Below are 21,588 nucleotides of genomic sequence, written 5' to 3'. Positions count from 1 at the left end.
GCTCCCTTTGTTGTGACGCAGTCACTACTTCATCAAGGCGGTGGTCTCGGAAACGAGCCGGTCGAGCCCGGCCTGCGGCGCGACTTCTCCGCGCATCACGCCATTGATGATCTCGCGCTGGGTGCGCCAGATGCGTACCGAATTGCCGCCGGGATAGCCTTGCCAGGGAGCCGAGCGCGCCATCTGACCATTGATCGTGCGGAAGTTCGGATTGGCATCATAGAACGGCCCCAGGAATTCGGGTCCCGGGGCGCGCAGGTTGGTCGGCAGATAACCGGCCGTCTCGACGACGATCTTCTGCGCTTCCGGGCCGGTCACGAATTTGAGGAATTCCCAGGCGGCCTTCTGCTTCGCCGGATCCTTCGACATGATGATGGCGGCATTGCCGCCGGTCGGCAGCTTGCCGCCCGCCTTGTCGTCCACCGGAAAGAGCGCCGTCTTCAGCGTGAAGCGGTCGCCGATGAGGTCCGTCATCTGGCGCAGGCGCGCCGGCGTGTCGAAGAAGATGCCGATCTTGCCGGCGATGAACTGCTGGCGCGATTGGTCCCAGTCGATCAGCGGCATGCCGGTCTCGGTGACGAACTGGCGCAGATAGTTGAGAGCCTTGACGCCGACCTCATTGCCGAAGGCGACCTTGGTTCCGCTCTGATCGAGCATGCTGCCGCCGCCCTGCAGGATCATGGAGCGCCACAGCCAGTCGTCCGGCCAGTCGTGGATGTTATAGGCGAGCCCGGCGGTATCGCCCGCATGGATCTTCTTGGCAAGCGCGATGATATCCGTCCAGTTGTCCGGCATCTTGTCGGGATCGCCGCCAGCCTTTTTCACGAGGTCGGCATTATAATACATGAGCGGGGTCGATGCATTGAAGGCAAGGCCATATTGCTTCCCGCCAACCTGGCCGAGCGCGAGCAGGGCGTCGGAGTAATTGGCTTTGCGCCAGTCCTCAGGCTCAGCCGCGAGCATCGGGCCGAGGTCGACGATCTGGTCGCGCCTCTCCAGGGCGTGCACGAGCTCGGCCAGAAGATGATAACCCGAATAATAGACGTCCGGCAGCTGGTTGGTGACCGACTGACGCAGCATCGTCTGGTGGCCCTCGTCATAGCTCGCCGCCGGCGCGCGGAAGGAGATCTTGATATCGGGATGCTGCTTCATGAACTCCTGAGCGATCGGCTCATGGAATTTCGCGAAGGCGGGGAAGGCGTAATAGACGTCGAGCGTTACCTGTTGGGCAAAAGCTCCCGTCGAACCGAGGGCTGCGACAGCAGCGGCCCCGATCCATTTGAAGATCGATCGCATTGTATCACCTCTTATTTTGCCGGCTCAGTTGCTGGCAGCTACTTCACTCCGGTCATCGTGATGCCTTCGATGAACCTCCGTCGCGCGAACAAAAACGTAATGACGAGCGGCGCCGTGAGAATGGTCGCCGCGGCGGTCAGGGCGCCGTAGTTGGAGCCGGTCTCCGCATCGGCGAAGAACATCATGCCGAGCGGCGGCGGCGCGAGCTTCGCGTCCGAGATGACGATCAACGGCCAATAGAGGTCGTTCCAATGGGCCACGGTCGAGAAGACGGCGAATGCGGCTATGGCGGGCGTGGCGCTCGGCGTCACGATGCGCCAGACGATCTCGAACTCGCTCATGCCGTCGAGCCGCGCCGCATGAATGATGTCGTCGGGGAAGCCCATGAAGAACTGACGGAAGAGAAAGATGGCGAAGACCGACAGGAAGAACGGCACCATCATCGAGAAGTAGGTATTGAGCAGGCCGAGCTCCGCGAGCGCGATATAGAGCGGCATGGCCGGCACCTGCACGGGGATGCAGAGGCCGAGCAGCACGAGCACGAACAGAAGCCGCTTGCCGGGAAACCGGAGTTTCGCCAGCGCATAGGCGCAGGGAATCGCGACGAGCAATTGGACGACGAGAATGCCGACGCAAAGTATGACGCCGTTCAGGGCGAAGCGCAGCAGCGGCGCGCTGTTCAGCGCAAAGCTATAGTTTTCGACGGCGTAGAACTGCTTCGGCCAGAGCGAAATGGTCGCGCTGAATATTTCGCTTGGCGGCTTGATCGAGGTGATCAGCATCCACACGAAAGGCAGCAGCATGAAAACCGCGCCCGCGAGAAGCACGAGATGGACGAGCGCGAAGGATGTGAGCCGCCGGAGAAGAACGGCCGGCGGTGCCGTCCGGTCGGCGCGGGTCACGGGGATGGATGCTGTCGCCATCAGTAGTGCACCTTCCGATCGAGGGCGAATGTCTGCACGATCGAAAAGGCGAGAATGAAGGCCAGAAAGATGAAGGTGAGCGCCGCGGCATAGCCGGTGTGGAAATATTGAAAGCCTTCGAGATAGATGTTGTAGAGAAGGACTTCCGATGACCCCATCGGGCCGCCGCGGGTCAGGACCGCGACCGTATCGAAGATCTTGAAGGCGGTGATCGAGGTGGTGACGATGACGAACATCGTCGTCGGCCCGAGCAACGGCCAGGTGATCGTGAGAAACCGGTCGATCGCGCCGGCGCAGCCGTCGATCTCGGCCGCTTCGTAGAGATCGCGCGGGATGGCCGACAGCCCGGCGAGAAAGAGGATCATGTTGAAGCCGACGAGCTGCCAGATGCCGATGACGGCAAGCGTCGGGAGCGCCGTCGAGGGCTCGCTCAGGAAGGCGATCTCGCCGATGCCGATCCATTTCAGCACGGCATTGACCGGCCCGAGGCTCGGATGCAGCAGGAACTGCCAGACGGTCGCCATGGCGATCAGCGTCGAGGTCACCGGCAGGAAATAGATCACCTCGTAGAAGGAGCGCGTCCGGCGACGGCGATGCACGAGGATGGCGATGAAGAGCCCGCCGAGGACTGCTCCCGGCAGGACGATCGCCACGTAGAGAAGCGTATTGGCGACGGACCGACGAATGACGGGGTCCGCCAGCGCCGCCTTGAAATTGGCGAGGCCGACGACATGCGCCTCGAGCCCGCCGAATTCATAGTCGGTGAAGCTGAGATAGCAGAGGATCGCCAGCGGTATGAGATTGGTGAGAAGGAGCAGCGCAAAGGCGGGCAGGGCAAAGCCCGAGCCGATGAGGCGCTCGATGACGACCTGCCGGCGGCGGCGGTGAAGGAGCGGGGCTGAAGCGGCGGCGACGGCGCTCATGACGTCAGGCCCTCAGCGGCAGCACGACGCGGCCGGCATCGCGTGGGGTGATGCGCCGGCCGTCCGCATCGAAGAGGTGGCACTGCGCCGCCTCGAAGGTGAGGAAGACGAGTTCCGCCTCGTTGAGGCCGGTGGCAACTGCGGCCGGCGCGCGCATGATGATCGTTGCCTGCTCCTGGCCGGGCAGATCGAAGTGCAGGATATATTCGGATCCGAGATTTTCCTTGCGGTGGAGCTTGACCGGCAAAGAAGGCCGGTTCGCCGCGCCCGTTTCGTTCTGCAGAACCGAAAAGGCCTCCGGCCGAAGGCCGAGCGTCACGGCACTGCCGGCCGGCAGTGAAGTGCCCAGGCCGATCGTGCGGCCGAAGAGCTCAACGGCGCCGCTCGGGCCGATGCGTGCCGGCAGGAGGTTGATGGCTGGACTGCCTATAAACTGCGCCACCTTGATATTGGTGGGCGCCTCATAGAGCTCCGAGGGTGTGCCGAGCTGCAGGATCTCGCCTTGGTCCATCATGGCGACGCGATCGGACATCGTCATGGCCTCGATCTGGTCGTGCGTCACATAGATGAAGGTGGAGCCGAGGCGCTTGTGCAGGTCGGCGAGCTCACTGCGCATATGGACGCGCAGCTTCGCATCCAGGTTCGAGAGCGGCTCGTCCATCAGGAAGACGTCCGGGTGGCGCACCATGGCGCGCCCGAGCGCCACACGCTGCCGCTGGCCGCCGGAGAGCTGGGCGGGCTTGCGGTCGAGCAGATGACCGAGCTGCAACCCGCTGGCGACCGCGTTCACCTCCTCCTCAATGCGGGCCATGACGGCCCGGCGGCGCGGAGAGAGCAGGCGCACGAGCGGCAGCCGCTCGGCCAGATTGAGCCGCGCCATGATAAGCGGCAGGGCGATATTGTGCCTCACCGTCATATGCGGATAGAGCGCGTAGCTCTGGAAGACCATGGCCACACGGCGCTCGTGGGCACGCAGATGATCGACCGGTCGGCCGCCGATGGCCACGGAGCCGGCATCCTGGGTTTCAAGCCCGGCGATGATGCGGATGAGCGTGGACTTGCCGCAACCCGAAGGCCCGACCAGCGTCAGGAACTCGCCCTCGGCGATCGCAAGGTCGATGCCACCCAGAACCTTCGTCGCGCCGAAGGACTTGGTGATGGAGGTGAGGTCGACCGCTGACATCGTTTGCAACGTCCCATTGCTGAATCGCGTCGCCGGCGGGCGCTCTCCGCCCACGGTTATGCGAACGGACCGCGTGCCGTCCGCCTCCCCCGCTTTCTCTCAAGCCAGGGTCCCCTCGCCCCGGCAGGCCGCGATCAGGCCGCGATCAGGCCGCCTGTCGCGGCGGATAAACCTCATGGATGACGTCGTCGATCCAGAGCGTTTTCAGGCCGCCCACGTCCTTGATCTCGGCGGTCATGCCCTTGCCGTCGAAGTCATAGACGACCGCGCCCAGCCGGCATGTGCCGGCCATCTCCGGCTGCAGCGCCGGCCCGACGACAAAGCCGGAGGACGGGCCCCAGATGTAGCGGGTGCCGTCGCGCAGATCGTCGTGCGCCTTGTGGAGATGGCCGCTTGCGACGAGCGCCACCGCATGCTGGCGCAGGAGCGTCATGAGGCGCGCACGCGGCTCCCGGCTCACCGACCAGTAACCCATATCGCCCTCACCGGGCGCGCCGATGAAGAGCGGGCGGTGCAGGAACCAGGCGAGCTGGCGGGGTCCGGCGTCGCGCATCGCCTGTTCGAGCCAGGTGAACTGGCGCGCCTCGTCGGCTTCGCCGCTGCCGAAGAGCATGGAATTGAGACCGATGAGGCGCCAGCCCTCGATGTCGCGCGACCAGAAATCCTCGCCGAAATGCCGGCGCCAGCGGGCGAGACGTTCGCCGTTCACGGGCTGATGCGGGTGGAGGGGTTCGCCGACATCATGATTGCCGGGCACGACGAGCACGGGCGCCGGAAGGTCGCTGAGGAGCTCGGCGCAATGGCTGATGTCCTCGTCCTGATCCGCACCGTCGACGGTGACGTCGCCGGTGTGGATAATCAGATCCGGCCGCATCTCGTCAATGAAAGCCCGGAGCGGCGCCCAGTTCTCCACGAAATGGCGCTTCGTCGGACTGAGATGCGTGTCCGAGATTTGCAGAACACGGGCCAATTGGGCACCTCCTCGATTCGCCCGCGTTGGCGCGGGTCGGCGCGTGCCGCCCGCGCGGCCCACGCCTGTCTTTGGCTATGCAGCTTACATATGAATTTTCGATGACACAAATGTAATATCACGATGACGATCGTCAGTAACCGAGCGCCTGGTCGACCTCCGCGCGGTCGGGGATACCTGCGCGGCCACCCGGCCGGGTGCATTTCAAAGCGGCCGCCATATTGGCGAAACGCGCCGCTTCAGCAACGCTTGCGCCCTCGGCGATGGCCAGCGCAAAGGCGCCGTGGAAGACATCGCCCGCCCCGAGCGTGTCGATGACGGTGACGCTTGGTGCGGGCGCGTGACGCAGCTCGCCCGCTTCGAGCCAGCGAAAGCCCTCTGCACCGACTGTGACACCGACGGTTCCGGAACAGCGGCCTTGTGCTACCGCCAAAGCGTCTGCCGGGTCGGCAGCGTCCGGTCGGCCCGCGAAGCGCGCCAGGGCCGGCGCGGAGAAGATCACATAGTCGGCTAAAGGGGCCAGCCTCTGAGCGACTTCCTCGGGGGCGAGATCGGCGTCGAGCACGCTAGGCACGCCCGCATTCCGGGCGGCCTTGAGCACCGCCTCCGCGCCATCCGGCCAACGCGTGTCGGCGAGAACGGCATCGGCCCGGCTGATCTCGCCGAGAGGAAGCCAGGAGGCATCGGGATCGAGGGCATCGTCACTGAAGGAAATGATGAGGCGCTCGCCGCGATCATCGATGAGAACGCCGGACACGGAGGATTTCGCGTTCGGCACGCGCCGGACGCGCGGCTTCACGCCCCATTCGGCGAGTTCCTCGATGATCCGCATGCCCACGGCGTCGTCGCCGACGCGCGCCCAGAGCTCGGCCCGCCCGCCGAGCCGGGCGATCGCAACCGATCCGGTCGCGGCCGGACCACCGCCGATCTCACCGTAGGACTTTGCGAAGATCTTGATGGGCTGGGAGGGAATGTCCGGCACGCCGAAGATCTTGTCCAGGACGGCGATACCGACCGAAACGACACGCTTGCCGGACATTTCTTTTTCCACTCGGGCGCCGCGCCGGCGCCATTCCACGATCAGGCCTGAGGCCGCAGCGACAAGCGGCTCAGCACCTCTTTGACCGCGAAAGGCGGGCTCGCCAGCACCTTGCCCCGAGCCTCCGCCGGCAACCGCGGCACCACGCGCGCCATGGAGGCCTGCGCCAGCACCACGGCGTCACTCGTCTCGGCGGCATGGCTCAAGGCGGCGAGGATCTTGTCGTCATGGCCTGCCTGATCGCCTCGCATCAGCGCCTCATAGGCACCGTCGACCAGCACGCGCTCGATGGTCACGGCATGGTCAAGGCCCTCGGCCGTCTCTACCAGGAGGTCGGATGTCGGGCGCAGCGTCGTGGCAAGCGTCGCGACCACCGCGATGCGCGAGCCGCGCCGCACGGCTTCCCGCGCCATTTCGGTGTCGACGCGGACGATCGGAATGCCGACCGTGGGCTCCACCATGGCGCCGACCTCACCCACCGACGAACAGGCGTTCAAGATCAGGTCGACGTCGCGCTCCCGAGCGATGCGGGCATAATCGCTCCAGCGCGGCACGACGGTGGACAGATCCCCGCCGTTGGCGGCGAGCTCCGGCAGGATCGAATCGTCGAGGAGATTGACGACGCGGACGGACGGCAGCGCCTCGCGCAAGAGCCGGCCGAAGAGATCGACTGTGGCGGGCGAGGTATGAATGATGCCGATGCGCGGTTCGTTCATGCGAGGGTCTCCTCCAGGGCGGGCGCTGCGATGCTGACGACGGTGCCGGTCGCCTCAAGCCAGTTGCGCGCCTCCTCGGGCACATTCGGCGTCGTCACCAGCCGGTCGACGTCGCCAGCGCCGGCGAAGGTCGCGAAGCGGCGCGACCCGAATTTGGTGGCATCGGCCAGGATCACCGTCTGGCGCGCTGCAGCGATCATGGCACGCTTGACCTCCGCCTCGTAGGGATCGGCGCTGGTGAAGCCGCGGTCGACGTCGATGGCCGCCGCACCCAGGAAGGCCCAATCGACGCTCACCTGGGCGAGGTCGCGCTGCGCTTGCGGGCCGATCATACTGAGCGAGCCCGGCACGAGCTTGCCACCGACGACATAGGTGACCGATTCCGGAATGTCAGCGGCAAGATGGGCGACGGGGATCGAATTGGTGATGATCGTGAGGCGCCGGTGCTGCCGCAGGCAACGGGCGAAGGCGAGCGTCGTCGTGCCCGCGTCGATGATCAGCGCCTGGCCGGGCTCGACAAGCGCCGCCGCCGCCGCGCCGATGGCGGCCTTCGCCTTCTCCTCGACCTGTCCGCGCTGGTCGACGGGCGGAATGCCGAGCGACGCGAGCGTCGTCGAGGGCTTGAGCACCGCGCCGCCGAAGACGGGATCGGCGATGCCCTCGGCGGCCATCAGCTTGATGGCACGGCGGATCGTCTCCTCGGAGACGCCGAAGGCGCGCGCCTCCTCGGACACCCGGATGCTGCCGCGCTCGAACAGGCGGCGCCGCAACAGGCGGTTTCGCTCAGCGCTCAGCATGTCGGCGAATCTCCTCGAAAGTCCGCCATCAGTTTCGGCCGAACGTGTGCCCCGCTCAAGCTCGGCCGGCGCTCAGGAGATAGGTCTCGATCTTCTCGGCCACAGTACGCTCCACCGCATCGGCGGCGAGCCTCAGTTCGGTCTCCGGTAAGGACCGGCAAGCTTCGTCCGTCAGCCGTTCGGTGCGGCCGAGCGCCGTCAGCATCGCATGTTCGAGATCGGTCGCGATGTTGACCTTGCTGACGCCGCCGCCGGGAATGCGGATGGCGGCGTGGATCATATGCGGCGGCACGCCCGAGCCGCCGTGCAGGACGAGATGCACCGGGGTCAGCGCGCGGATTGCCTCGAGCCGTGCGAGATCCACCCGCGGCTGGCGTGTGATGTAATGGCCGTGCAGCGTACCGACCGCAACCGCAAGGGCATCGACCTCCGTCTCCGCCACGAAGCGCTTGGCTTCCTCCGGATCGGTGAAATGCTCCTCGTCCTTGTCCGTTTCGATGAAATCGGTCGTGCCGATCTTGCCGAGTTCGGCCTCGACGGAAATGCCGCGTGCATGGGCCGCCCGCACGATTTCGGCGGTGACCGCGATATTCTCCTCGAGCGGCTTCGCCGACTGGTCGATCATGACGGAGGTGAAGCCCGCATCCATCGCGGCTTCAACGACCTCCCGCTCGAAGGTGTGGTCGAGATGGAGCACCACCGGCACGTCGAGCCCTTCCTTCTCCGCGGCCTCGAAAAAGGCGTCGGCGAACTGGCGTGGCGTAACGCCGTAGCGCTCAAGCTCGCGCTGGGAAATCTGCACGATGAGCGGCGAGCGGGTCTTCATTGCTCCGCGCAGCACGGGGCGGATCATGCTCGTGTAGCGCGGCGCGAAGGAGCCGAGGGCATAGCCGCCCTTTTCCGCCGCGGCGAGGGCGGGTGCGAGGGGGCGGAGCGTCGGAGCGATACGGGTCATCGTTTGTCCATGGGAAATCACAATTCGGGAAATCACATCACGAGGCGCGGCAGGAGCAGCACCAGAACGGGGAAAAAGAGAAGCAGGATGTCGACGACGAGAAGCGGCACGATGAAGGGCAGAACCGCAACCACGATGCGGTGTAGGGACACACCCGAGATCCTGCTCAAGACGAACAGCACCATGCCGAAGGGCGGTGTGAGCAGGCCGATCATCATGGTGAGCACGACGATCACGCCCATGTGCATGGGGTCGAGACCGCTCGCCTGCATGACGGGCAGGAGCACCGGCGTCAGGATGATGATGGCCGCCGTCGCCTCCAGGAAGCAGCCGACGATCAAGAGGAAGCCGATGATGATGAGGCCGATGACGATGGGATCGGTCGAGATGCCGGCCATCCACTGCACCATGGCGTCGGTGAGGCCGGCGCGCGTCACGAGATAGCCGTAGATCATCGCCATGGCGACGACGAGCATGATGACGCCGGTGTCGACCGCGGTGGAGCGGGCAATCTCGGCGAGTTCGCGCAGGCTCACCGCCCGGTAGACGACAACCGACAGAAAGGTCGCATAAAGCGCCGCGATGGCAGCCGCCTCGGTCGGCGTAAAGACGCCGGAGACGATGCCGCCGATCAGCAGGACGGGAGTCATCAGCGGCAGGAACCCGTCCTTGAAGGTGGACCACACGGTGTGCAGGCTGAAGGGAGCGCCGCTCGGCAGGCCCTTGCGCCGTGCGAGCACGGCGATCCAGAGCATCAGCGCGCCGCCCATGAGGAGGCCGGGGATGAGTCCCGCCATCAACATGCCACCGACCGAGACATTCGCCATGAGCGCATAAATGACGAGCGGCACGCTCGGCGGGATGATCGGCCCGATGGTCGAGGACGCCGCGACGACCGCGACCGAAAAGTCCTCCTTGTAGCCCTCCTCGCGCATCGACTTCATGACGACGGTGCCGAGACCCGCTGCCTCCGACACCGCCGTGCCTGTCATGCCGGCGAAGATGATGCTGGCGACCACGTTGACCTGGGCGAGCCCGCCGCGCAGCGAGCCCACCAGTGATTTCGCGAAGGCATAGATGCGGTGAGTGACGCCCCCGACATTCATGACCTTGCCGGCATAGATGAAGAAGGGCACCGACAAGAGCATGAAGTTATCGATGCCGGAGACCGCCTTCTGCACCATGAAGGCCGGGTTGAAGCCGACCCCGCGCTCGATGAGCGTGATGATGATCGAGGTGCCGGCGAGCGAAAAGGCGACAGGGACCGCCGCGATGAACATCACCAGCAGGACAACGACATAGGGGCCGACCATCAGCGCGCTCCGCCGAAGAGGCGCTTGGCATCGCTCACCAAGGGCGCGGCGCTGTAGAGCACCATGATGGCGAAGCTCGCCGTGAAGGCGAGATAGGCCCAGCCGTTCGAGATCCAGTCCACCGTGGCGAGCGTCGTCGGCCAGACCGACTGCACGAGCGGGATGCTCGCCGCGAACATGAATAGGATGATGGCGAGACTGACGAGCCGGATGAGCGGCGCCATCACGGTCTGCCAGCGTCGACCGACGATCTCCGGCAGGGTGTCGATGACGATGAGGGAGCCCTCGCGCACGCCGATGCTGGCGCCCAGGAAGGCGAGCCAGATGAAGACGAGCCGGCTCACCTCCTCCGTCCAGGGCACCGAGACCGACAGAACGAAACGACAGACGATCTGCAGATTGACCAATACCAGGGCCGCCGCGAAGAGCAGCGCGGCGATGATGTCCAAGGTTCGGTTGAACAGGGCCATGTCGTTCGCCTTTGCGCCAATCAGCGGATCTGGGCGATCTCGTCGGCGCTCGTCACCGACCAGAGCTCGGCGAAGAGCTTGTCGAGCGCGGGCTTGGCCTTCGCCATGAGCGGCGCATAGTCCGGCTTGGTGAACTGCATGCCGGCCGCCTTGAGCTTCTCGGCAAGCGCCTCCTCGCTGGCAACCGACAGTTCGTCGCCGTAAGCGAGCGCTTCCTTGGCCGCATCATCGACGATCTTGCGCTGATCTTCCGTGAGGCCTTCGTAGAAGTCGTCGTTCATCAGCCAGAGCGAGGTGGCATAGAGATGGCCGGTCACGGCGATATACTTCTGCGCCTCCTGCAGCTTGAACGTATAGATCTGGTCGTAGGGGCCATCGGAGCCCTGGACGACGCCGAGCTTCAAGGACGTGAAGAGTTCCGGCAGGGCGATCGGCACCACGACGGCACCGAGCGCGGTGAAGGCATCGATAAAGGGTTTCGACTGCCCCATGCGCAGCTTCATGCCCTTCAGATCGTCGACGCTGTTGATCGGGGTGTTCGAGGTGAGATGGCGATAGCCGCGGCCCATCATGCCGACGGTATGAATGCCGTGCGATTTGGCAAAGATGTCGCGCACTTCCTTGCCGAGCTTGCCGTCCCAAGTCTTGTAGACATGGTCCTTGTCGCGGAACACGAAGGGCGCATCAAAGAAGGAGTATTTCGGGGCGAGGGAGACGATCGGATAGGTTCCGAACACCGCCATCTCGATCTCGCCGAGCTTCAGAGCCTCGAGATTATCCTTCTCGCCGCCCATCTGGCCGCCGGCGAAGATCTTGACGTCGATCGCGCCTTTGCTGCGCTCGTTCACCAGATCGGCGAAGCGCTTGGCCGCTCGCATCATGTCGGTGCCCTGGTCGAAAGCACTCGCGAGCCGAATGGTCACGACCTTGTCTTGGGCGATAGTGGGGCCGGCGGCGAGGCCGAGCGCGCAACTACCGATCAGTCCCAGGAAAATGCGGCGCAACATTGCGTTTCCTCCTCATTATGCAGCTTCTTCGAACCGCCATATCCACACATAACACCTCACTAACTCCCACACAATCCCACATAGCGACACGAGAATGGGGGGCGAAGTCGTCGCGACCGTGCGCCCTGCTCCCGCCTGATGACCAGCGACCCGGAACCGCAGGCGACGCCGTCGGGTTAGGACGAAAGTGACCAAAGGAGCCATCCGATGACCCAATCCATGCCCGTTCACCAGCTTCGTTCGGAACTCGAAGCCGCGCGATTGAGGGCCGTCGAAGCCCTCGCGGCGCGCGGTGGCGCGCTCGACCCGGAGATGCTTCGGGAGGTCGCGACGCTGCAAGCTGCGCTCACCGCAGTCCGCGAGGAAATCGAGGGGCATGCGGGCCGGATGGGCTGGGGTCCGGAAGAGCCTCTCGAATAGCCGCTCATTCCCGAGACGTATCGGAGGTCGTCCGAGGATGACGACCAGGCGTGCCGATCCCTGCGTCGGATCGGCACTGGCGCCTTCGCACGCGCCGACCTCCAGCAACCGTCATTCATTGCTGACGCGGGCGAGCGATCCGTCGATGTTACGGCCGGGTGGCGGAAATCACATGGGCGCTGATACGGCCCTCGATCGCACCGCTTCCAAATTCCCGCCGCAGCGCTTGGGCTGAAGCCTCCGTCGCCCTGTGGAGACCATCAGGATCCCGTGCCAGAATCTCGTTGCGCAGCGGCGTGCCCTGGCAGAAGGCGATCGCCACGTCATCGGCGGATTTCGCGCGGCTCTTGTGAGCGACCGTCTCGGTCGCGATCTCGGTGAAGCCGGCGGTTGTCAACTCGTCCCGGATCCTGCCGGTATCGAAATAGCCATGCGGGATTGCCGCCATGAAGCGCGGCGGATCGTCCGGAAAGACAGCCTGCAAGGCTGCAGTAATGCAGCGGGGAAAGTCGTTCTCCTCGATCCGGTCCCAGACGTTGAAGATGTAATGACCACCGGGCCGCAAGACCCGATAAGCCTCCCGATAGCCTTTCACCTTGTCGGGGAAGAACATCACGCCGAACTGGCAGGCGACGAGATCTATTCTTTGATCTTCGAGCGGCAGCGCAAGAGCATCGGCCTGCTGCCATGCGATGCGGCCATCGCCGTTCTGGCGCGCGGCGGCGCGATCGAGCATGGGCTGGTTGAGGTCGGTCGAAAGGATCCGCGTGGCCGGCGAAAGCCGCAACGCCATGGCGCGTGAAAGCGCCCCCGTCCCGGCGGCCAATTCCAACACGCGCTGCGGCTTCAGCGCGGCCACGCGTTCGGCGAGATCGGCCGCATAGACCTCGAAGATGAGCGGGACCAAGAGGCGATCGTAGATTTCGGGGATCGCACCCCCGAAGAGCTTGTCCGTCATGCTTCCCCTCCCGGAACAGCACCATCGAGCGGCGCCATCTGAAGGCGGACGAGAGGCCTCTCAGCCTCACCCGGCCAACCCCATGGGCCACTCCCGCAACCGAAGGCCGTCGGACCGACGAAACCCCTCTAGTTTGAATAGTTAATTCTGTACACGGACCAAACCGTCGGGTTGCGTGAGGTAATATACGCTGCCATCCCCCGGAAATCCATCGGGTAATTTTTTCACCGACACGTTGTATGGTTAATTACATACGCTACCACGGTTGAATTTGCACGTTAACGCAACTAGGGTGCGGCGGGCGCGGAAAGCGTCCATGCATATGATGGGGGCTGACGGTGTCAGATAGTGCAAGATTGCAGGTCATTGATTTTTATGAAAGTCTTCTACTTCGCACGCCTTCTGAAAGCGAAGTTGACTATTGGATCGGTCGCTACCAATCCGGAAATCCGCTCGACCACATCAGAGCCGACTTTCTGAACAGCGATGAATACCACAAGCTGCACGACCTGACCCTGCCGCTTGTAGCGCTCTATCAGGCTGCCTTCGGCCGGGCACCCGACGCGGAGGGATTGACCTATTGGTCGGCGCGATACCGCAGCGGCGAGATCAGCTTCGATGAGCTGGTGAAGACCTTCGTCAGATCCGACGAGTTCCATATCCAACATCCGGATAGCGGCCCCGACCTGCCGCCGCAGGAGCTGGTCAAGCTCTTCTACCAGAACCTTCTCGGGCGCGAGCCGGATGCGGGCGGACTGCAGTACTGGACCGAGCAACTCGCCGCGGGCAAGCTCGCCGGAGACCAGATCGCCAAGGCCTTCCTCACATCCGAAGAGTTCAAGACGGTCGGCGAGGCCAATCTCCGCGACATCGTCCAGGATGCGGCCGACGGCATTCTCGACCAGCCGCATGCTCCGCTGGTCGCCCCGATCGCCACATTGGAGAACGGCACCCTCCATTTCACCATGGCCGGCGCCTACCACTTCCAAATCGATGGCCCGCAGCTCGTCGTGACACTGGACAACCGGCACAGCACCTTCAATCTGATCGACTTATTGGGCGTGCATACGGTTCATCTCGACGCGGGGGCTGCCATCGAGGTCGATGCCCAGCTCCTCGGCGCGGGCTTGCCGCTCCATGCGGTCACCGGCCAGGGTACGATCAATCTGACCGGCGTGACCTTCACCGAGGCCTCGGCCAGCGGCCGTGCCAGCACCAATGTCGATCTGGCCGGGATCGCGATCGGTGAGGGCGTGCATCTCGAGGTCAACGGGACCGAAGGCGATGCCATCATCGCCAAATGGGGGGCTCTCGATCACCTCTACACCTTTCTGGCCGGGCTTCCGAACGGCAATCTCGCCCTCTTTAACAACGACACCGCCAATGGCCACGGCTATAGCGACAGCACCCATCTCGGCCAAGCCATCCTTGGCGAGGACACGCTCGGCGCGGCCGCGAAAGCTGTCAATATCGCCTTCATCAAGCTGGCGGCCGAATATGCGCATTACCTCGAAGACGGCGGCGCACCGCTGACCGAATTCACAGCCAAATTCGGCACCGGCCGCGATCAGTCGCTGCACGACAATCTGCTGGCGAACGGCGGTGACGCCGGCATCGATATCCGCAAATTCGACCCCGATACGGCCGCTCAGCTGAGAGATCTGATGCCGGATTGGGTTGAAAACCGCCCGGTCTATTCAGGGATTGCGAGCGACGTACAGGCCCATCGCGCCGTCCTAGCCTATGATTGGGATCACGGCATCGCACGGCCGGACTACGTCTCCTTGACCCATGGCGCGACGGTCGATCCATCGGGTACATCGGGCGGCGAAATGCTCTTCGGCGACGGCAACATGCCTGACCATTACGATGTGGCGCGGCATGACGGCCTCGGGATCGAGCTCGATTTGAAGGTTCATTACCGGACGAGCGCCGAGGTCGTTCCCGGCGTCACAGATGAGAACGGCGTGACGCGTTATACGGTCGATGCAGGCCACCAGCAGGATGGCGTGCACGGCATGCACGGTGACAACCTAGGTCGCGCGGCATGGAATTTCGACTTTGCAGCCCTCACCGGGCTGAACGGTCGCAGCGAGACGCTGGACGACTATCACTTCCAGCTCAAGATCGACGTCGACCCCACGCAGGGAACGGACTATCTCACCTTCGACCTGGGCGGGGCGGCCGGCAGCACGCCTTGGCTGCTGGGTACAGACCCTCTCATCGCAGATGAGGACGGCCTGAACCCGCATGTCTCACAGAATTCAGTCAATTTCGGCTTCGACTTCCTGAAAGACGCGATCGACACGGACCCGCATATGGCCGGCATCCAGCCTTATGGCTACGGCGGCGGCGATTTCGATATCGTTTTGACCGCCTACGACCAAAGCGGCGTGCAACTGTTGGCGAACCATATCCAGGTCCATGTCAACGACCCCGTGTGAGGGTCTCAGTTGTCCGAACGGCAAAGGGGAGGCTTAGGCCTCCCCTTTCTTTTTGACTGATCCGCCTTATCGGCTCGTCCCGCCCCCTTCAGCGCGGCTGCGCAGGCGGGCTGGTTGCCGGCGGGGCTGCGGGCTCCGCGGAAGGCGCGGCGCCGGCCTGTGTGCGAACACGGTCGAGGACCATCAAGGCCGTGTCGACGCAAGAGCGCATGGATTCCCGCTGATCGCAGCGCACGGCGAGCCGGGTGTCGCCGCTGCGCACATAGAAGCTGGCCGCTCCCGAACGCCGATCGTGATATCGATGAGCATATCCCATCCGATCGCCCATACGGTCACCGCGTCCTTCGCTCCAGCCGCGATCGGAGGAGTCTCGATCGCTCCAGGCGGAGTTATGGTCATCATCATAGTCGCGGGATCTGTCCTGGGCCCAGGCCGCGCTGGTGGCAAAAACGAGCACGGCTCCGATCAGCAGTGGATATCGCATGGTGGGTCTCCCTGATGGCCGAAGCGCAGCAATGCCGGCAATGGCGCCGGCGCGCTTGGACCGGGGTGAAACTCAAGCCCGCCAGCGAATGTTCCAGCCGGCGGCAGTCACATCTGCGGCGTGAGACGGTCCTCAGAGGTCAGCGGAGATCGCCTCGGCTGCGGCGATGACCGCGAGCCTTAGCCGCTCCCGGCGCTCCATGTCCGGTTCGTTCAAGAAAGGCACGGAGACGGCCGCCACGACCTTACCGACCCGGTTGCGCACCGGCGCGGCATAGGCATAGACGCCGTTGGAATATTCGCCATTATCGAAGCCCCAGCCCTGGCGCCTGATCTTGCGCAGTTCGGCCACGAGCTTTTTCGGGTCGGTGACGGTGCGGGTCGTATAAGCCGTGAGTTCGCCAGCGATGAGCCGGTCGATCTCACCCTTTTCGAGATGCGCGAGCAGCACCTTGCTCGCCGCACCCGCGTGGAAGGGCAACCGGCGGCCCGCCTTGATGGAAAGGCTATATTCGCGTGGCCCGCGCGCACGGCCGACGACCAGGACGCCATCGCCGTCACGGACAGAGATCTTGCTCGCTTCGCCGGTCGCCTCCGACAGCTGCTCCAGATGCGAGGCGGCAATATCGGCGATCTCATAGCCGCCCGCGTCGGCAACATTGGTCGCGAAGGCGAGAAGCCGCGGCCCCAGCATATAGGTGCCGACCACGCTGCGGCGGACCATGCCCCTCAGCTCCAGCGTGTTCAGGATACGGTAGACCGTGGAGCGAGGCAGGCCCAAGGTCTCGCTGAGTTCGCGGATAGTTGCGCCCTCCAGCCGGCGCTCCACCAGCTCGAGCATGTCCATCATGCGATCGATGGCTGGCACCCGGTTTTTTTCGAGATTGTCATCCAACTGATCGGACTGGGGCATGTCCTTACCGTCTACCACCATTACGATTGCCACCGCGGAATAGCCCCTTCTCGACAATCGTCGAGACGATGAATAGGCCCAGACAGCCTCTCAGCCGCCGAAGCCGTCTATGACATTGCCGCGCAGAAAGTCCATATCCATCTCGATGCCGAGCCCCGGTGCCTCCGAAAGCCGGAGCTGGTCGCCCTTGTCGTCGAGCGGCGTCGTAATGAAGCGGTTGTAGCTGGAAAGGTCGTAATGGGCTGTTTCCAGCCGGTAAAAATTGGGCACGGTCATCATGACATGCGCGCCGGCGACCACATTGATCGGCCCGGCCGCGTCATGGGGCGAAATCGGCAGGTAATAAGCCTCCGCCATAGTCGAGATCTTCTTGAATTCGGTGATGCCGCCCGTCCAGGTGACGTCCGGCATGATGTAATCGGCGAGCTCATTCTCGAAGATCTGTACGAATTCCCAGCGCGTATGCAGGCGCTCGCCGACGGCTATGGCCGTATTGACCTTCTCGCGCACCTGCCTCAGCGCATGGTAGCTCTCGACCGGCACCGGCTCCTCGAACCAGTCGATATCGCCGGCGTCCTCCAGCGTGCGGCAGAGGCGGATAGCGGTCGGCACATTGAAACGGCCGTGCGCGTCGATCAGGATCTCGACGTCCGGCCCGACCGTCTCGCGAATGAGCGCCGTGAGCTCGGCCGCCATGCGCTCGGCCTTGCGCGGAAGCTCGCCGTCGAGATAGCCGCGCCGACGCTGCGCCAGCCCGCCGAGATGCGGGAAGGGGTCGAACTTCAACGCCGTGTGGCCGGACTCGACGAGCGCGGTCACCTCGGCGACCACGCCTTCCTTGTCGGTGAATTTCGTCTGATCGGGGTGGGTGTAAAGCAGGATCTCGTCGCGCAGCTTGCCGCCGAGGAGGTCATAGACCGGCCGGCCGAGCACCTTTCCGCGAATATCCCACAGCGCGATGTCGATGCCGCTGATGCTGTGGCTCGTGGCGCCGCGACTGCCCATGTAGGTGTACTGGCGAAAGATCCTGTGCCAGAGGCGCTCGATCTCGGACGGATCTTCGCCAATGAGGAGATCGTTGAGCTGGCGGATCATGCCGGCTACCGCCCGGTTGGCGAGATGCGAGGAGGATGTCACCTCGCCCCAGCCGGTCACGCCTTCGTCCGTCTCCACCTGAACGAAGAGAAACTCCCCCCAGTAGGTGCCTTCCGCCCGCACCAACCAAGGCGTCAGCTTCGAGATCTTCATCGTTCGGTCTCCAGGACGGTGGACGGGGCCGCAAGCCCCGATGAGAAATCTGCTGGAAAGCGGGTCAGCCCTTCATCGCACCGGACATCAACCCGCCGACGAAGAGCCGCTGCAGTCCAAAGAAGAGCGCCGCAATCGGCAGTGTCATGATGACCGACGCCGCCATGATCGCCCCCCAGTCCGTGTCGTATTCCGTCGAGAATTCGGCGAGCCCGATCGGCAGGGTCTTCACCCGCACGTCGGTGGCGAAGCTCAAGGCGAAGATGAACTCGTTCCAGGTGGCGACAAAGGCGTAAAGCACGATCACCACGATGCCGGGCAGCGACAGCGGCAACATGATGCGCATGAGCACGCCGAAGCGGGAAGCGCCGTCGATGATCGCCGCCTCTTCGAGCTCGACCGGGATGCTCTTGAAATAGCCCGTCAGCATCCAGATGCTGAGGGGTAACGTCAGCACGAGATAAACCAGAATGAGGCCGACCAGCGTGTTCAGCTGTTGGATCGCGCCGAGAAGCACATAAAGCGGCACGATCAAGGCCGCCGTCGGCAGAAGATGAGAGACGAGCACGAAGACCTGCCACAGAGATTTTCCCCGGAAGCTAAAGCGGGCAAAGCCGTAGGCGGCAGGAATGGCGAAGACGAGGGCAAGCGCCGTCGATCCGATCGAGACGATACAGCTGTTGACGAAGTAGCGCGGGATGTTCGATTCGAAGAGCACCTTGGAGAAATTCTGCCATGTCGGCATCTCCGGCAGCCATGTCGGCGGCAGGCTATAGAGCTCGACTTGCAGCTTGAACGACGACACCGTCATCCAGAGGAAGGGGAAGACCGTGATGAAGACGATGATCGCCACCGGCCCGTAGATCCAGATGCTGCGCGAGCCCGCCTTCATAGTCGTCATCCTAGTTGCTGGCGCGAAGAATTGCGGATGTAGGCCACGATAAACACCGTGGTGATCAAAAAGAACATAACCGACAGGGCGCTCGACCGATTGAAATCAAAATGCTGGAAGGCCTCGACATAGATCTGGATCGAGGTGATCAGCGAGCGGTCCGCGGGACCTCCCTTCGTCGTCGCATAGATGATGGTGATGGAATTCACGCCGGCAATGAGCAGCAGCAACGTAATGGAACTCAAGATCGTCTTGAGGCCCGGCAGGGTGATGTAACGGATCTCGTGCCACCAATTGGCGCCATCGACGCGCGCCGCCTCATAGAGCGAAACGGGAATGGCCTGCAGGCCGGCCAGAACCATGATGGAGACGAAGGGAAACATCTTCCAGATATTGACCGCCGTGAGCGCCGGCAGCACCGTCGACGGGTTCGTCAGCCAGCCCACGGGGTGGGCTATGACCCCGAGTTGCATCAGGGCATAATTGATGATCCCGAAATCGGTGTTGAACATCCAGGCCCAGGTCATGGCGGCGACGATGCCGGGGATGAGCCAAGGGATGAGCATGAGCGAGCGCACCAGCGCCCGCCCCCAGAAAGTCTCATTCAGGACGATACCGACTGCGGTGCCGAGGGCCATCTGAAAGATGATCGACAGCCCGACATAGAAGATCGTGTTGGTGAAGGCGCGCGACGTCGTACTGGAGGTCACCATCGACGTGTAGTTCTCGAGTCCCGTGAAACCGCCACTGGCATCCGTCACGCTCATCAGGACGGTCGAAATCATCGGATAGACGATGAAGATCGCCAGGAGCAGAAGGGCGGGAAGCGCGAATAGAAAGCCCTGCGCTCGAAGCATCAGGGCCCTCACGATCTTGGCGAGGGGACGCGCCCGCACGTCGGCAGGAGCAGCGGAAAGCGCCTTCGTGCCCATTACTTGACGAGCGCCGAAATATCCTCGGCGGCTTTATCCATCGCCTGCTGAGGCGTGGATCCACCGACCAAGATCTCCTGTATATTGCGATAGAAGATGCTGGTGATGCGCGCCCAGCTGTCTATCGGCGGCTGCGGACGGGCGTAGTTCAGCATTTCCTTGAACGCCGTGAGGCGCGGATCGGCAAAGCGGGGAAGATCGAGCGCCGCCTTCACCGTCGGAAAGGTGCGCGTATAGAAGCCTATTCTTTCCGGATTTGCCAGGAAGGCCAGCAACGTCCTGGCGGCTTCCTTGTTTTTCGCTTCCTTCGGCAGAATGAAGCCCCAGCCACCGAGGAGCGCCGCCGTCTGCTTTCCTTCGGGATGCGGCATGATGGCGACGCCATAATCGAGCCCCGGCGCATCCTTGTCGAGGCGCTCGATCTCGGTCGGCGTGCCCTGATATTGCGCGATGGTCCCGGCCATGAACAGGCGGCGCAGCGCCAGACCGTCGTTTTCCAAGGTCGAAGGCGGCGCGACCTTCAGCGTCGTATACATGGACGTGTAGAAATCAACAGCCGCAACGCTCGCGGGGCTGTTGACGACTACCTTCTTGTAGTCGTCGGAAAGAATACCGCCGCCGTTCATCCACATATAGGGAAGCGCGCGATAGAGAACATTGCCCTCTCCTTCGGGCCCACCCCCGGCGATGCCGTAGCCGAAGGTCGCCTGGCCATTGGCGCGTGTGCGGGTGAGCTTCTTGGCGGCTTCGATGAAGGCCGGCCATGTGGCCGGTGGCTTCTCCGGATCGAGCCCCGCCTCCCGGTAGAGGTCTTTGCGGTAGAGCATGGCGAGCGACTCGGCTTGAAACGGCAGGGAATAGATCTTGCCGTCGAAGGTCGAGTTCCTGATTGGCGCCTCGATGAAATCGCTCACCGGAATCTTGTTGGTGATAACCTCCGTCACGTCCTCGAGCTTGCCCGTCGCCACATAAGGGCTGAGCCAGGAGGTCTGCACCTCGACGAGGTCAGGCGGAATACCGGATCGCAATGCGACGTGAACCTTGCCCTGCAGGCCTCCATAAGGATTGCTCTGCAGATTGACCTTGATATCCGGATTCGCCGCCTCGAACTCCTTGACCAGCTTGATGGCCCGCTCCTTTCCGGGCTCCGTCACCCAGAAATTGACTTCGGCTGCCACAGCGGCATGGGCGATGAACAGGCCACCCGCGATTGTCGCAGCCAGGAGACTGTATCGGCGAAAAGCCGCGCCTTCATTCGACATGCGTATCCTCCCGTTGGTTGTTATCGAGCAGTTCCGCGGCCATGGAAGCGCAACCCTCGCCTTGGCGAAACGACAACCAAGGCGACCAAGCCCGGCACGCAGGCCCCGCGCAGCCGAGAACGAAGCGCAACGGTCTTCACCCGGACTTCGCACGTGCTGCATCGACGCCACGCCTCACTCCCATCCGGCACACCGCCGATCTGTTCATATGTGAACAGTCTTGCTTTGTTGACTGCTATACTGACCACTCCCGAATGAGCTGTCAATACGTCGCAATCGGGAGAGCAAAGCTCACATTTGGCTCATGTTTCCGAGATCTCTGCAGACCTGATATGCGTTCTTGCCGGTCTCCCGCGATGAAGTTCATTGACAGAACTCCCCAAGCGCGACAGAGTCGAGCCCCAATGATCTGTTCAAATATAAACTGATCTGAGGCTCGCGCAG

Annotated in this window: 20 protein-coding genes; 2 read left to right on the top strand and 18 right to left on the bottom strand. The window is 63.4% G+C overall.

The window, feature by feature from the left end; translation table 11 throughout:
* Positions 1–24: 24 nt before the first annotated feature.
* From ACFQU1_RS04280 to ACFQU1_RS04225, 12 genes are all read right to left on the bottom strand, one after another.
* Positions 25–1,296 carry an ABC transporter substrate-binding protein gene (locus ACFQU1_RS04280; protein WP_378129553.1) on the bottom strand — a complete coding sequence of 424 codons (1,272 nt, stop codon included), beginning with the start codon at positions 1,294–1,296 and terminating at the stop codon, positions 25–27.
* 38 nt (positions 1,297–1,334) lie between these two features.
* A complete protein-coding gene (locus tag ACFQU1_RS04275; protein WP_378129774.1) occupies positions 1,335–2,099 on the bottom strand; it encodes a carbohydrate ABC transporter permease in 765 nt (254 codons plus the stop codon).
* A gap of 119 nt (positions 2,100–2,218) precedes the next feature.
* The gene (locus ACFQU1_RS04270) at positions 2,219–3,142 is read right to left on the bottom strand and encodes a carbohydrate ABC transporter permease (protein WP_378129551.1); all 924 of its coding nucleotides are present in this window, start codon (positions 3,140–3,142) and stop codon (positions 2,219–2,221) included.
* 4 nt (positions 3,143–3,146) lie between these two features.
* Positions 3,147–4,325, bottom strand: a complete 1,179-nt coding sequence (locus ACFQU1_RS04265) for an ABC transporter ATP-binding protein (protein ID WP_378129549.1) — start codon at positions 4,323–4,325, stop codon at positions 3,147–3,149.
* A 145-nt stretch (positions 4,326–4,470) separates the two neighbouring features.
* On the bottom strand, positions 4,471–5,295 hold the full coding sequence (locus ACFQU1_RS04260) for a metallophosphoesterase family protein (RefSeq protein ID WP_378129547.1): 825 nt from the start codon (positions 5,293–5,295) through the stop codon (positions 4,471–4,473).
* A 133-nt stretch (positions 5,296–5,428) separates the two neighbouring features.
* The gene (locus ACFQU1_RS04255; RefSeq protein WP_378129545.1) at positions 5,429–6,334 is read right to left on the bottom strand and encodes a PfkB family carbohydrate kinase; all 906 of its coding nucleotides are present in this window, start codon (positions 6,332–6,334) and stop codon (positions 5,429–5,431) included.
* A gap of 41 nt (positions 6,335–6,375) precedes the next feature.
* Entirely contained in the window at positions 6,376–7,050 is a 675-nt protein-coding gene (locus tag ACFQU1_RS04250; RefSeq protein WP_378129543.1) for an aspartate/glutamate racemase family protein, read from the bottom strand.
* Positions 7,047–7,847, bottom strand: coding sequence for a DeoR/GlpR family DNA-binding transcription regulator (locus ACFQU1_RS04245; protein ID WP_378129541.1), 801 nt, complete (start codon positions 7,845–7,847; stop codon positions 7,047–7,049). The genes ACFQU1_RS04250 and ACFQU1_RS04245 overlap by 4 nt, the downstream gene beginning before the upstream one ends.
* A gap of 55 nt (positions 7,848–7,902) precedes the next feature.
* A complete protein-coding gene (locus ACFQU1_RS04240) occupies positions 7,903–8,802 on the bottom strand; it encodes a ketose-bisphosphate aldolase (RefSeq protein ID WP_378129539.1) in 900 nt (299 codons plus the stop codon).
* A 32-nt stretch (positions 8,803–8,834) separates the two neighbouring features.
* A complete protein-coding gene (locus ACFQU1_RS04235; RefSeq protein ID WP_378129537.1) occupies positions 8,835–10,115 on the bottom strand; it encodes a TRAP transporter large permease in 1,281 nt (426 codons plus the stop codon).
* Positions 10,115–10,585: a TRAP transporter small permease gene (locus tag ACFQU1_RS04230; protein ID WP_378129535.1), complete on the bottom strand. Its 471-nt coding sequence runs from the start codon at positions 10,583–10,585 to the stop codon at positions 10,115–10,117. The genes ACFQU1_RS04235 and ACFQU1_RS04230 overlap by 1 nt, the downstream gene beginning before the upstream one ends.
* A gap of 20 nt (positions 10,586–10,605) precedes the next feature.
* Positions 10,606–11,592 carry a TRAP transporter substrate-binding protein gene (locus ACFQU1_RS04225; protein ID WP_378129533.1) on the bottom strand — a complete coding sequence of 329 codons (987 nt, stop codon included), beginning with the start codon at positions 11,590–11,592 and terminating at the stop codon, positions 10,606–10,608.
* 207 nt (positions 11,593–11,799) lie between these two features.
* On the opposite strand from ACFQU1_RS04225, the gene ACFQU1_RS04220 reads away from it, so the two are divergent.
* Entirely contained in the window at positions 11,800–12,012 is a 213-nt protein-coding gene (locus ACFQU1_RS04220) for a hypothetical protein (RefSeq protein ID WP_378129531.1), read from the top strand.
* A 148-nt stretch (positions 12,013–12,160) separates the two neighbouring features.
* Here the strand turns inward: ACFQU1_RS04220 and ACFQU1_RS04215 are convergent, their stop codons facing one another.
* Positions 12,161–12,970, bottom strand: a complete 810-nt coding sequence (locus ACFQU1_RS04215; RefSeq protein WP_378129529.1) for a class I SAM-dependent methyltransferase — start codon at positions 12,968–12,970, stop codon at positions 12,161–12,163.
* A 338-nt stretch (positions 12,971–13,308) separates the two neighbouring features.
* Between ACFQU1_RS04215 and ACFQU1_RS04210 the strand changes: the two genes are divergently transcribed.
* The gene (locus ACFQU1_RS04210) at positions 13,309–15,414 is read left to right on the top strand and encodes a DUF4214 domain-containing protein (RefSeq protein WP_378129527.1); all 2,106 of its coding nucleotides are present in this window, start codon (positions 13,309–13,311) and stop codon (positions 15,412–15,414) included.
* 616 nt (positions 15,415–16,030) lie between these two features.
* On the opposite strand, the gene ACFQU1_RS04205 is transcribed toward ACFQU1_RS04210, so the two are convergent.
* From ACFQU1_RS04205 to ACFQU1_RS04185, 5 genes are all read right to left on the bottom strand, one after another.
* Complete coding sequence (locus ACFQU1_RS04205) at positions 16,031–16,810, bottom strand: IclR family transcriptional regulator (protein ID WP_378129525.1); 780 nt, start codon at positions 16,808–16,810, stop codon at positions 16,031–16,033.
* Positions 16,811–16,900: 90 nt separating this feature from the next.
* Positions 16,901–18,058, bottom strand: coding sequence for a mandelate racemase/muconate lactonizing enzyme family protein (locus tag ACFQU1_RS04200; protein WP_378129523.1), 1,158 nt, complete (start codon positions 18,056–18,058; stop codon positions 16,901–16,903).
* 64 nt (positions 18,059–18,122) lie between these two features.
* Positions 18,123–18,950: a carbohydrate ABC transporter permease gene (locus ACFQU1_RS04195; protein WP_378129521.1), complete on the bottom strand. Its 828-nt coding sequence runs from the start codon at positions 18,948–18,950 to the stop codon at positions 18,123–18,125.
* A gap of 5 nt (positions 18,951–18,955) precedes the next feature.
* Positions 18,956–19,807, bottom strand: coding sequence for a carbohydrate ABC transporter permease (locus ACFQU1_RS04190; RefSeq protein ID WP_378129519.1), 852 nt, complete (start codon positions 19,805–19,807; stop codon positions 18,956–18,958).
* A gap of 74 nt (positions 19,808–19,881) precedes the next feature.
* Positions 19,882–21,144 (bottom strand): ABC transporter substrate-binding protein, encoded by a 1,263-nt coding sequence (locus tag ACFQU1_RS04185; RefSeq protein WP_378129517.1) that lies wholly within the window; start codon positions 21,142–21,144, stop codon positions 19,882–19,884.
* Positions 21,145–21,588 lie beyond the last annotated feature (444 nt).

This window comes from Chelatococcus sp. GCM10030263, from assembly GCF_042666455.1.
Classification (GTDB): Bacteria; Pseudomonadota; Alphaproteobacteria; order Rhizobiales; family Beijerinckiaceae; genus Chelatococcus.
This window is presented reverse-complemented; position numbering and strand designations above follow the sequence as displayed.